This window comes from Mycobacterium sp. UM_CSW (genome assembly GCF_000455205.1).
Lineage (GTDB): Bacteria > Actinomycetota > Actinomycetes > Mycobacteriales > Mycobacteriaceae > Mycobacterium.
The window spans coordinates 16,146-28,401 of the sequence record NZ_AUWQ01000015.1; the positions used below are offsets into that span (position 1 = coordinate 16,146).

General features: G+C 65.9%; 12 protein-coding genes. 7 read left to right on the top strand and 5 right to left on the bottom strand.

Annotation, left to right across the window (positions count from 1 at the left end; genetic code table 11):
- Position 1 precedes the first annotated feature (1 nt).
- The 5 genes from gyrB to dnaA form a co-directional block, all read right to left on the bottom strand.
- Entirely contained in the window at positions 2 to 2,035 is a 2,034-nt protein-coding gene (gene gyrB, locus N415_RS07000; protein WP_068111523.1) for a DNA topoisomerase (ATP-hydrolyzing) subunit B, read from the bottom strand.
- 254 nt (positions 2,036 to 2,289) lie between these two features.
- On the bottom strand, positions 2,290 to 2,847 hold the full coding sequence (locus tag N415_RS07005; protein ID WP_068178777.1) for a DUF721 family protein: 558 nt from the start codon (positions 2,845 to 2,847) through the stop codon (positions 2,290 to 2,292).
- Complete coding sequence (gene recF / locus N415_RS07010; RefSeq protein WP_068178779.1) at positions 2,844 to 3,986, bottom strand: DNA replication/repair protein RecF; 1,143 nt, start codon at positions 3,984 to 3,986, stop codon at positions 2,844 to 2,846. The genes N415_RS07005 and recF overlap by 4 nt, the downstream gene beginning before the upstream one ends.
- Complete coding sequence (gene dnaN, locus N415_RS07015; protein WP_068178782.1) at positions 3,987 to 5,186, bottom strand: DNA polymerase III subunit beta; 1,200 nt, start codon at positions 5,184 to 5,186, stop codon at positions 3,987 to 3,989. It abuts the gene before it with no gap.
- Positions 5,187 to 5,667: 481 nt separating this feature from the next.
- Entirely contained in the window at positions 5,668 to 7,224 is a 1,557-nt protein-coding gene (dnaA, locus tag N415_RS07020; RefSeq protein ID WP_068178786.1) for a chromosomal replication initiator protein DnaA, read from the bottom strand.
- Positions 7,225 to 7,814: 590 nt separating this feature from the next.
- Here dnaA and rpmH point away from each other — a divergent pair.
- The 7 genes from rpmH (at position 7,815) to N415_RS07050 (ending at position 12,254) form a co-directional block, all read left to right on the top strand.
- Positions 7,815 to 7,958 (top strand): 50S ribosomal protein L34, encoded by a 144-nt coding sequence (rpmH, locus tag N415_RS07025; RefSeq protein ID WP_068178789.1) that lies wholly within the window; start codon positions 7,815 to 7,817, stop codon positions 7,956 to 7,958.
- A 22-nt stretch (positions 7,959 to 7,980) separates the two neighbouring features.
- Positions 7,981 to 8,337, top strand: coding sequence for a ribonuclease P protein component (gene rnpA / locus N415_RS07030; protein WP_068178793.1), 357 nt, complete (start codon positions 7,981 to 7,983; stop codon positions 8,335 to 8,337).
- Between the two features lie 14 nt (positions 8,338 to 8,351).
- Positions 8,352 to 8,690 carry a membrane protein insertion efficiency factor YidD gene (yidD, locus tag N415_RS30490; protein WP_081665107.1) on the top strand — a complete coding sequence of 113 codons (339 nt, stop codon included), beginning with the start codon at positions 8,352 to 8,354 and terminating at the stop codon, positions 8,688 to 8,690.
- Complete coding sequence (gene yidC / locus N415_RS07035; RefSeq protein ID WP_152531272.1) at positions 8,671 to 9,804, top strand: membrane protein insertase YidC; 1,134 nt, start codon at positions 8,671 to 8,673, stop codon at positions 9,802 to 9,804. Before yidD ends, yidC begins: the two co-directional genes overlap by 20 nt.
- 81 nt (positions 9,805 to 9,885) lie before the next feature.
- Positions 9,886 to 10,473 (top strand): R3H domain-containing nucleic acid-binding protein, encoded by a 588-nt coding sequence (locus N415_RS07040; RefSeq protein WP_068178798.1) that lies wholly within the window; start codon positions 9,886 to 9,888, stop codon positions 10,471 to 10,473.
- A gap of 84 nt (positions 10,474 to 10,557) precedes the next feature.
- Entirely contained in the window at positions 10,558 to 11,277 is a 720-nt protein-coding gene (gene rsmG / locus N415_RS07045; protein WP_068178878.1) for a 16S rRNA (guanine(527)-N(7))-methyltransferase RsmG, read from the top strand.
- The gene (locus N415_RS07050) at positions 11,172 to 12,254 is read left to right on the top strand and encodes a ParA family protein (protein ID WP_239645465.1); all 1,083 of its coding nucleotides are present in this window, start codon (positions 11,172 to 11,174) and stop codon (positions 12,252 to 12,254) included. Before rsmG ends, N415_RS07050 begins: the two co-directional genes overlap by 106 nt.
- The last annotated feature ends 2 nt before the right edge of the window (positions 12,255 to 12,256 follow it).

Sequence of the window (12,256 nt, forward strand, 5' to 3'; positions counted from 1 at the left end):
ATCAGACGTCCAGGAAGCGAACGTCCTTGGCGTTGCGGGTGATAAAGCTTCGGCGCGCGTCGACGTCCTCGCCCATCAGGATGGAGAACAGCTCGTCGGCGGCCGCCGCATCGTCCAGGGTCACTTGCCGCAGTACCCGCACGGACGGGTCCATCGTGGTTTCCCACAACTCCTTGGCGTCCATCTCACCCAGACCCTTGTAGCGCTGGATGCCGTCTTCCTTATTGATCTTCTTGCCGGCCTTCAGCCCGGCCTCGAGTAGGCCGTCGCGCTCGCGGTCGGAGTAGGCGAATTCGGGATCGCTGCGCTGCCACTTCAACTTGTACAGCGGCGGCTGTGCCAAAAACACATGGCCGTTCTCGATGAGCGGGCGCATGAAGCGGAACAACAACGTCAACAGCAGTGTCGAGATGTGCTGGCCATCGACGTCGGCGTCGGCCATCAACACGATCTTGTGATAGCGCAACTTGCTGAGGTCGAACTCGTCGTGGATGCCGGTGCCCAGCGCGGTGATGATCGCCTGAACCTCGGTGTTCTTCAGCACCCGGTCGATGCGCGCCTTCTCGACATTGATGATCTTGCCGCGCAGCGGAAGGATGGCCTGGAACATCGAGTCGCGGCCGCTCTTGGCCGAGCCACCGGCCGAATCGCCCTCCACCACATACAGTTCGGATTTCCGCGGGTCGGTGGAGCGGCAGTCGGCGAGCTTGCCCGGCAGCCCACCCAGATCGGTAGCGCTCTTGCGGCGCACCAACTCCCGCGCCTTGCGGGCGGCGATCCTGGCCTGCGCCGACGAAACCGCCTTGTTCACAACTACTTTGGCGTCGGCAGGGTTGGCTTCGAACCAGTGCGTGAGCTGCTCGTTGCAGACCTTCTGCACGAACGACTTGACCTCGGTGTTGCCCAGCTTGGTCTTGGTCTGGCCCTCGAATTGGGGCTCGCCGACCTTGACCGAAATGACCGCCGCCAGGCCTTCCCGGATGTCGTCGCCGGTGAGGTTCGGGTCCTTGTCCTTCAGCAGTTTTTTGTCTTTGGCGTATTTGTTCACCACCGACGTCAACGCGCTGCGGAAGCCCTCCTCGTGGGTGCCGCCCTCGTGGGTGTTGATCGTGTTGGCGAACGTGTGGACCGACTCCGAATAGCCGCCGTTCCACTGCATCGCGATTTCGACCTCGTGGCCGGGGCCCTTGCCGTCGAAGTCGATGATGCTCTGCTGGATCGGGCTTTTCGTGCGGTTGATGTGCTTGACGAAGTCGACCAGACCGCCGGGGTAATGGAAGGTGCGGTGCTTCACCTTGTGCGGCGCGGTCGATTCGGCAGCCTTCTCTTCCGCGGACTTTGGTGCGTCGGCCGTATCGCTGACCACCTCGTCAACGACCTCATCCTGCTCCACCCGCTCGTCGGTGAGATTGATCGTCAGACCCTTGTTCAGGAACGCCATCTCTTGAAGCCGCCGCGCCACCGTCTCAAAGTCGTACTGGGTGGTCTCAAAGATGTCCGGGTCCGCCCAGAACCGGATGGTGGTTCCGGTCTTCTTGGTGGCCTCGCCCTGTTTCAGGGTTCCGGGCACGGCGTGGTCGTAGAACTGCGACCACTCGTAGCCATCGCGGGAGATGTCGACCTCGAGGCGGGTTGATAGCGCGTTGACGACGGACACGCCGACGCCGTGCAAGCCGCCGCTGACGTTGTAGCCGCTGTTCTCACCGCCGAACTTGCCGCCGGCGTGGAGTTGGGTCATCACCACGTCGACGGTCGGCGCGCCGGTGGCGTGCATCGCCACCGGGATGCCGCGGCCGTTGTCGGCGACCTCGACGCCGCCATCCTCCAGCAACCGGACGTCGACCTGGTTCGCGTAACCGGCCATCGCCTCGTCCACCGAGTTGTCGACCACCTCCCAGATGAGGTGGTGCAAACCACGCTCGCCGGTGGAGCCGATATACATGCCCGGACGTTTGCGGACAGCCTCCAGCCCTTCGAGGACGGTGATCTGTTCAGCGCCGTATCCGGCTTGAGGCTTCTTCTTCTGGGCAGCCACGGTCGGAATGCTCTCCTTGGGGTTTCATGCGGGCGGTCCGGTCACCGCAGCAGTCGCACTCCGCCAGTCTACCGTGACTGGGGCTTAGCACCGATTTTCTGGGCGCGTTTCTACCCAGCTAACTGCGCCGTGCACACGATTTCTTTATTCTCACCGCGTCCCGACGTGCCTGATAGGGGTCTCTTTCGTCCTAGCGGCTCTGAGGCGCCTGTTGATACCGGCTCAACTGGGGACCGATTGGGCCCCCGAACGCCTCAGCCGTACGTGTCCCGCGGCCCGCGACCGGCGATGTGGCGGGGCCCCTTGCGCCACGACGGCGCGGTGGGTCCGGTGATCTTGAGCGAGGTCACCACGCCGTTGCCAACCGCCGCCGCGATCTTGGCCAACAGTTGTGCCTGGATCATCCGCAGCTGGGTGGCCCACGCCGTCGATTCGGCGGTGACACTGAGAACGCCATCGTTGAGCGCGGTCGGGGTGGCGTGATCGGCGATCTGGTGTCCCACCACCGACGACCAGTGGCCCAGCACCGTGCCTTCGGCGACGTGCGCCGTCCAGCCGCGTTTCTTCGCGAGGTCGCGCGCCAACCGTCCCAGGGGTTGTGGGTCGCGAACGTCGGGCCCCGGCCCCGACCAGCTCCGGCGCTGACCCGCGACGCGGCGCGGAGCCGATGGGACCGCGCGCCCACGGCCGGCGTCCTTTCCCTGCGCGCGGGCCGCCGCCCGAGCCTCCTCGAGCGTCCGGCGCACCAGGTCGATCCCGGTCAAGCCGCCCAGTCGTTCGACGTCGTCCTTTGTGTCGTCGGCGTCGGTCATGACCGCACCGCCGATACCCGGCCCGTGTCGTCGTCGCGCAGATCGATGTGCACCCGCCTAGCATCCCAGTCGGCCGGAATGTCTTCCAGCACCGCCGCGGTCACCAAAACCTGCTCGGCTGACTCGGCCACCGTCGCCAACGCGCGGCGGCGGGTGGCGTCGAGTTCGGCGAACACGTCGTCGAGCAACAACACCGGTTCGCCGCCGTCCGCTCTCAGCAACTCATATGCCGCCAACCGCAGCGCGACCGCGAAGGACCACGATTCGCCATGGCTGGCAAAGCCTTTGGCGGGTTGGTCGCCGAGTCGCAGCTCCAGGTCGTCGCGGTGCGGGCCGACCAGACACATTCCCCGCTCCAGCTCCGCGTCGCGCCGGGCCGACAGGGCGGCCAACAAAGCGGCCTCCAGGAACTCGCGGTCGCTGATGTCGGAAGCCTCGAGGCTCGCGCGGTAGGCGATCGAGGCGGGACGTGATCCCGGCGCCAGCAGCTGGTAGGCCTTCTCCACCTCCGGCGCCAGTTCGTTGACCAAATCGATGCGGGCGGCCATCAATTGGGCGCCGTGCTCGGCCAGCCGGCTGTCCCACACATCTAGCGTGTCCAGGGCGCCGCGGTCGCCCCGAAACCGCGCGCCGGAAAGGGACTTCAACAGCGCGGTCCGTTGCCGCAAGACCTTGTCGTAATCGGCGCGCACACCGGCCACCCCTGGGCGGCGGACCGTGGCCAAATCATCTAGGTAGCGCCGCCGGTCCGACGGATCCCCGCGCACCAAGGCCAGGTCCTCGGGCGCGAAAAGCACCGCCCGCAATACACCGACCACTTCACGCGTGCTGCGAACCGGCGAGCGATTCAGCCGCGCCTTGTTGGCGCGGCCCGCGGCGATCTCCAGATCGATCGCGCATTCCCGGCCGTCGTTGACGACGATCGTCGAAATTACCGCGCGGTCCGCGCCCGCCCGGATCAACGGCGCGTCGGTTCCGACCCGGTGCGATCCCAATGTGGTCGAATACCACAGGGCCTCAACAAGATTCGTCTTTCCAAAGCCGTTGGGACCCACGAACACCGTGCGGCCCGGCTGCAATTCGAGGTCGGCGTGGGCCCAGGACCTGAAATCACGCAGACCTAAATGCCGGACGTACACCTAGCCAGGCAACCGGACTGGCATCAGCAGGTACACATAATCCGTCGGCAACGCGGGGAAGGGCCCGGAGCCGGTGGGGGAGGTGTCGCCGTCCGACGCGGGGCGCAGCAGCGCGGGCTTGCCCGGCGTCGTGAAGCCGAACGACACCCGTTCCGAATGCACCGATGCGAGGCCATCGGTCAAATACGTCGGGTTGAATGCGATCGTCAACGGTTCGCCGACGAAATCAACCTGGAGATCTTCTTCGGCCCGGCCCACGTCGTCGGCGCCGGCAGACAGCCGCAACGTCCCGTCGGAGAATTCCATCCGCACCTGCGCACCGCGGTCGGCCACCAAAGCGACCAGCTTGATGGCCTCGGTCAGCTCCGCCACGTCGATGGTGGCGACCGCGGTGTGCTCGGCGGGCAGCAGCTGACGAAACTTCGGGAACTCCGCATCCAGAAGCCGGGTGGTGCTTTGCTTGCCGTTGCCGCTGATGCCGAGCAACCCGTCCTTTCCGACTCCGGCGCCCGCGCCCAGCGACAGCTGAACCTCAGACCCGTCGGCGCCGGCCTTGGCCGCCTCCGACAACGTCTTGGCCGGTACCAGCACCGCCGCCTCGATGTCAGGCGAAAGCGCCGTCCAGGTCAGCTCGCGAACCGCCAGACGGAACCTGTCGGTTGCGGCCAAAACCACCGTGTCGCCGGAAATCTCGACCCGAATCCCGGTCAGCATCGGCAAAGTGTCATCCCGACCGGCGGCGATGGCGACCTGGCCGATCGCCTCTGCGAACAAGTCCGCCGGCAAAGTGCCGGTGCCTTCGGGCAGTGCGGGCAGCGTCGGGTAATCCTCAACTGGCATCGTCGGCAGGGAGAATCGTGCGCTTCCGCAGGTCAACGCGACCCGATTGCCGTCCACATAGAAGTCGACCGGTTTGTTCGGCAACGCCCGGGTGATGTCTGACAACAGTCTTCCGGACACCAAAACGCTTCCCGGAGCAGCGATTTCGGCGGCAACTTGGGCTTCGGCGGACACCTCGTAGTCGAATCCGGAGATCGTCAGGCCGTCGTCCGAACCGGACAACAGGACCCCGGACAACACCGGCACCGCGGGCCGGGTCGGCAGGTTCTTCGCAACCCACGACACCGCATCGGCGAATGACTCTCGCACCAGACGGAACTTCAAGTCGGTGAGGCCAGCTGTTGTCGTCGCCGCGTCCATAGCGTCCCTTTACCTGCCGAGTGTCCAAAAACCTTCAAAAACCACGGTGGCTAGCCGCCCGTCGCTAGCAGTCGAACCACAACCGTAGATCTTCTGCCGCCATCTTGAAAGCTAATGCCAGCGGCCGACAAGCGGGGTGAACGTGGGTCCCGGCGCGGCGCGGTCGACGGGTGTCCCCAACGCCGTTCTTCAAAGAAGAAATAACGGATAGATCTCAGTAACAGTATTAAGGCCTGTGCATGTTGGGGACAGCTTGGCTTTAGTGCAGCTAGGGGAGCGGCGGGGTTGTGGATGGTGCGGTTGAGAACGGGGCCGCGGTTGTTGGGCCGATGGGGATGGATGACGGATGTGCACGGAAACCCCAATCCCGCACCGATCTTTGACCGGCTTGTGCACAGGGCTGCGCACAACGCCCTGGAGTGACAGCTGTGACAGGGGAGTGAGAAGTTTTTTGAAAATAAGTTCGGCGGAAGCGCCTCGGTCAGCGCTTGGACCGCTGCCGGATGCGGGTGGTGAGCTCTTTGACGTGATCGAAGACCTCACGGCGCTCGGCCATCTCGGACAAGATCTTTCGCTGCGCGTACATGACCGTGGTGTGATCGCGGCCGAATGCCTGACCGATCTTGGGCAGGGACAGGTCGGTCAGCTCGCGGCACAGGTACATCGCGATCTGTCGTGATTGCGCCAGCGCCCGCGTCTTGCCCGGGCCGCGCAGTTCCTCGACGGTGGTGTCGAAGTACTCGGCGGTGGCGGCCATGATGGTGGCCGCGCTGATCTGCATCGTGCTCGCGTCGGCGATGAGATCGCGAAGCACGATCTCGGCCAGCGCCTTGTCGATGGGAGTCTTGTTCAGCGAGGCGAACGCCGTCACCCGGATGAGAGCCCCTTCGAGCTCGCGGATGTTGCGTTCGATGCTGCTGGCGATCAGCTCGAGCACGTCGTCGGGCACCGCGAGCCGTTCCATCTGTGCCTTCTTGCGCAGAATGGCGATCCGGGTTTCCAGCTCGGGCGGCTGAACGTCGGTGATCAGTCCCCACTCGAATCGGGTCCGGAGCCGGTCTTCCAGCGTGGCGAGTTGTTTTGGTGGCCGATCGGACGAGATGACGATCTGCTTGTTCGCGTTGTGCAGCGTGTTGAAGGTGTGGAAGAACTCTTCCTGGATACCTTCCTTGCCCTCGATGAATTGGATGTCATCGACCAGCAGGACGTCGACGTCGCGGTAGCTGCGCTTGAACGCGACCTTGCGGTCGTCGCGCAGCGAGTTGATGAAGTCGTTGGTGAATTCCTCGGTCGAGACGTACTTCACCCGCATGCCGGGAAACAGCCGTTGGGCGTAGTTGCCGGCGGCGTGCAACAGGTGCGTCTTGCCGAGGCCGGACTCGCCCCAAATGAAGAGGGGGTTGTAAGCGCGGGCCGGGGCTTCGGCGATGGCCAGGGCAGCAGCGTGAGCGAAGCGGTTGGACGCGCCGATGACGAACGTGTCGAAGGTGTAGCGCCGGTTGAGGCTGGTTCCGCCGGCGACGGCCGGGTCGGCCGCGTGTGGGCGTTCGGTGAAGTAGTTCGGCCAGCTGTGCTCGGCGCCGCCCGGGACATCACCGTTCTCGTCGGTCTCGTCGGTGTCGATCGACGTGTCCAGGTCGGCGTCGTCTACCTGGTCGAGGGTTTGGGTGTCCGAGACTTGGCCGAACGTTTCGGCATTGCTGAACGCGCCAGCGTCGGAATCCTCGGGGGGTGGGGCGATGCGGACACCCAGTTGGATCTGCTGCCCGAGCCGTCGGCTGAGCGCGTCGGTGATCGGGGCGCGAAGGTGACGCTCGATCTCGTTTTGCACGAAACTGCTCGGCACCGACAACAGGGCAAAGCCCTCGACGATCGTCAGCGGCCGGACGAGGTTCAGCCACGCCCTTTGCTGGGGGGTCAGGGGGGTGACAAGCGTCGTGCGGTTGGAGCCCATGGCGTCCGAGGCAGACTCGCCGTTGAGCTCGGAGACGACCGCGTTCCAAACTGTTGTGAATCCTGAACCGGGGTCATCGGTCAACGACGTAATCTCCCTGGCTCTCGCAGATCCCGGGTCGAGGGGCAACAACGCTTAACGACGAAACAACTGTCCACATGGTTATCCACAGGTGTGGACAGGATGATCGTAGACGAGCCGCAGCCTACCGGCGACGGCCCGCGATCTCCGTGCTGATGGCAACCCCCGCCGGTCGCCTAGCCAGCTACTTGATCCGCCATCCTCGCTTCGTCGTCGAGCGCCGCTCCACTCTGAAACGGCATTGGGAGAAGTTAACAGTTTTCCGTTCGGCTGCCAACAGTTCTGCTGCATTCCAATCGGCTTCTCTAGGGTGTCTTGGGGCCTGCTTGTCGCTCGTTCTCCTATGGTGCCGCAGGGACGGCTTCGAGAACTTCGGTTTTCGCGGATGTGTGAGTTTGGTGCGTTGCGGCAGACCAAGTTTGACCCGGCGAAGACACGTCAGTACCCTCGAACAGTCGCCCGAAAGTCGGCGATACGGCTGCGACCCAAATCAAGGCAGGGGACCGCGCCGGCCAGTAGCAAGACCCACCTCCGATCGACCCGCGGACGAATGGCGCGAGCGGCCGGAAGGTTCGAATTACGAGGAGAACGCCGTGGCCAAGGGCAAGCGGACTTTCCAGCCGAATAACCGGCGCCGAGCCCGCGTGCACGGCTTCCGGTTGCGGATGCGCACCCGCGCCGGGCGGGCGATCGTCTCCGCGCGGCGGCGCAAGGGCCGCCGCGCGCTGACTGCCTGATCGCAACGCCAGGTTTTTGGCGGTGCTTTCCGCACGCAACCGCATGAGGCGGTCAACGGAGTTTGACGCCGCGGTGAAGTACGGGATGCGCTCGGCGCAGCCCGACGTCGTCGTGCACGTGCGGCGTGCTCCCGAGGACGGCGCCGGTCCGCGTGTGGGGTTGATCGTCGGCAAACGGGTGGGCTCGGCCGTCGAGCGCCATCGCGTCGCGCGCCGGTTGCGGCACGTCGCCCGGACGATGTTGGGCGATCTCCACCAATCCGATCACGTGGTGATCCGCGCGCTGCCGAGCAGTCGGTTGGCGTCGTCGGCGCGCCTCGAGCAACAGCTGCGGCGCTGCCTGCGACGCGCGTTCGAGTCGGCGGGAACCGACCGGTGACGCGGGCGGCAGGGATGCGAGCCGTGATCGGCGGGGCCGGCCGGGCCACCGCGCGCGGGCTGATTTTTGCGATCCAGCTCTACCGGCACATGGTGTCACCGCTGCGTCCGGCGACGTGCCGCTTCGTACCGACCTGTAGCCAATACGCCGTCGACGCCCTCACCGAGTACGGCTTGATTCGGGGGAGTTGGTTGTCCGTGGCCAGGCTGGCCAGATGTGGACCGTGGCATCCGGGAGGATGGGATCCGATACCGGATCGACACGGATGCCGGGCGAGCTTCGAAGGCGCCGGCCCCAGACAAGCGGGGCGCCCCGCGCCGCAGCAACGGGAGAGTGAGTCTTTTGTCGTTTGATTTTTTCAGCCTTGACATCTTCTACTACCCGGTGTCGTGGATCATGTGGGCCTGGTACAAGTTGTTCGCGGCCGCGCTTGGACCGTCGAACTTCTTCGCCTGGGCCCTGTCGGTGATGTTCCTGGTCTTCACCCTGCGCGCGATCCTGTACAAGCCCTTTGTGCGCCAGATCCGCACCACCCGGCAGATGCAGGAGCTGCAGCCGCAGATCAAGGCGCTGCAGAAGAAGTACGGCAAGGACCGCCAGCGCATGGCGCTCGAGATGCAGAAGCTGCAACGCGAGCACGGCTTCAATCCGATCCTGGGCTGTCTGCCGATGCTCGCCCAGATCCCGGTGTTCCTCGGGCTGTATCACGTGCTGCGGTCCTTCAACCGGACGACCGGCGGCTTCGGCCAGCCGCACATGTCGGTGGCCCAGAACCGGGCGACCGGCAACTACGTCTTCACACCGGCCGACGTCGGGCACTTCCTGGACGCCAACCTGTTCGGCGCCCCGATCGGTGCGTTCATGACCCAGCACGCCGGGTTGGACGCCTTCACTCACTTCAGCCGGCCCGCGGTGATCGCCGTCGGTGCGCCGGTGATGATCCTGGCCGGCGTCGCGACCTACTTCAACAGCCGAGCGTCGGTGGCGCGCCAGAGCGCGGAGGCGGCGGCCAACCCGCAGACCGCGATGATGAACAAGCTTGCGCTGTACGTGTTCCCGCTCGGCGTCGTCGTCGGTGGACCGTTTCTTCCGCTGGCGATCATCCTGTACTGGTTCTCCAACAACATCTGGACGTTCGGACAGCAGCATTACGTGTTCGGGATGATCGAGAAAGAGGAAGAGGCCAAGCGGCAGGAGGCCGTTCAGCGGCGAGCCGCGAACGCGCCGGCGCCGGGGGCCAAGCCCAAGCGCAATCCGAAGGCGACGTCGCCGAGCGGCAACGGTTCGTCGACCGAGGCCGACGGGAGCGAGGGTTCGGACTCGGATTCGGATCGATCGGATAACGGTCCCGCCGGGGCGAAAACGGCATTGGCACAACCGGACAAGCCGAACGCGGCGGGCCGGACCGACGGCCCGACCAACCGCACCCCGCGACCCGGGGCGCGGCCGAAGAAACGGAAGCGCTGACGAGGCGCCACGGCTTTTAGGGGGTCCCCCGGGCGAGCGACCCGACTGGAGAGGGACCCGTGATGAGGGAGAGGGAACAACATGACAGACGCCGACACCACCGAGCGCGACGTGGACACGGAACTCGAAGCGCAGGAGCCGTCCGACGATGAGACGGCGGCGCCCGAGCGTGGCGACGACGAAGGCGATGACCAAGTCGACGACCAGGAAGAGCGATTGGTCGCCGAGGGGGAGATCGCCGGCGACTATCTCGAAGAGCTGTTGGACCTGTTGGACTTCGACGGCGACATCGACCTGGACGTCGAGGGCGACCGCGCGGTTGTCAGCATCGACGGCAGTGACGACTTAAACAAGTTGGTCGGCCGCGGCGGTGAAGTGCTGGACGCCCTCCAAGAACTCACCCGGCTGGCCGTGCACCAGAAGACGGGGGTGCGCAGCCGGCTGATGCTCGACATCGCGAGCTGGCGGCGGCGGCGCCGCGAGGAGTTGGCCGCGCTGGGCGACAAGGTGGCGCGGCGCGTGCTGAACACGGGCGAACGCGAGGAGCTTTCCCCGATGACGCCGTTCGAGCGCAAGATCGTCCACGACGCCGTGGCGGCGGTGCCCGGGGTGCACAGCGAGAGCGAAGGCCAGGAGCCGTCGCGCCGCGTCGTCGTCCTGCTCGACTGACCCACTGAGTCACAGCCGTGTAATTCGCGGGTCGTAACGGGCCGCAGAGGATCGAGGATGTTTCACGTGAAACAAGACCACAAGATGTTTCACGTGAAACATGCCCGTAGCGGCGGGGCCGCCGAAAGCTCAGGCTCGCTGAGCGATGCCGCGACCGCAGTGTTCGGCGACCGGCTAGATGTGGCGAAGCGCTACGCCGATCTGCTCGCCGGCGCCGGCGTGGAGCGCGGGCTCCTGGGCCCCCGGGAAGTCGGCCGGCTCTGGGATCGCCATCTATTAAATAGCGCGGCCGTGGGGGAGCTTCTCGATCCGGGGGAGCGGCTGATCGACATCGGCAGCGGGGCCGGGTTGCCGGGGATCCCGCTGGCGATCGCGCGGCCCGACCTCGAGGTCGCGCTCCTCGAGCCGATGCTGCGCCGCAGCGAGTTTCTCACCGAGGCCGTCGCCGAACTAGGGTTGGCGGTCGAGGTGGTGCGCGGCCGCGCGGAGGACCCTTGGGTGCGCGATCAGTTCGGCTCCCGGGACGTCGCCGTGTCGCGCGCCGTGGCGGCGCTGGACAAGCTGGCGAAGTGGAGCATGCCGTTGCTACGGCAGGACGGGCGGATGGTCGCGATCAAGGGGGAGCGTGCTCCCGAGGAAGTGGAAGCGCACCGGCGTGTGATGGCCGGTTCGGGAGCCGTTGATGTCAGGGTGGTGGCATGTGGCGTGAACTTCTTGTGTCCGCCCGTAACCGTGGTTTTAGCGCGACGCGGAAAGCCGGCGCGGCGGAAGCCGGCCCGGTCGGCAGACAGGGGGGCACGGTGAGTTCTCCACACGATTGGTCCGGCGAGTCCGCGCCGGCACCGCCCGTCGCGCAGGCGCAACCATCGGCGCCCGTCGCTCCCGCCGACGCCGCGCCCGCTGATGTTTCACGTGAAACATCGGCCGACTATGACACCCCGATCGGCGCCGCCGCCGAGCGCGCCATGCGGGTCCTCCACACGACCTATGCACCGCTGCGCCGCCCGACCCACCGACGGGTGTTCACCGTCGCCAACCAGAAAGGCGGCGTCGGCAAGACGACCACCGCCGTCAACCTCGCCGCCGCGCTGGCCGTGCAGGGGCTCAAGACCCTCGTCATCGACCTCGATCCCCAAGGCAACGCGAGCACCGCGCTGGGCATCCACGACCGGCAAGCCGGCACGCCCTCCTCGTACGAGGTCCTGCTCGGCGAGGTGTCGTTGCGCGACGCGTTGCGGCCCAGCCCGCACAGCCCGCGGCTGTTCTGCGTGCCGGCGACGATCGATCTGGCCGGCGCCGAGATCGAGTTGGTGAGCATGGTGGCGCGCGAGAACCGGCTCCGCACGGCGCTGGCCGAGCTCGACCAGTTCGACTTCGACTACGTGTTCATCGACTGCCCGCCCTCGCTCGGACTGCTGACGATCAACGCGCTCGTGGCCGCGCCCGAGGTGATGATTCCGATCCAGTGCGAGTACTACGCGCTGGAGGGCGTGTCCCAGCTGATGCGCAACATCGAGATGGTCAAGGCCCACCTCAACCCCCGGCTCGAGGTGACCACCGTGATCCTCACGATGTACGACGGGCGGACCAAGCTGGCCGACCAGGTGGCCGACGAGGTCCGCCGGTTCTTCGGAAACAAGGTGTTGCGCACCGTGATTCCGCGCAGCGTCAAGGTCTCCGAGGCGCCCGGCTACAGCATGACCATCATCGACTACGACCCCGGTTCGCGCGGGGCGATGAGCTACCTCGACGCGAGCCGCGAACTCGCCGAGCGCGACTGACC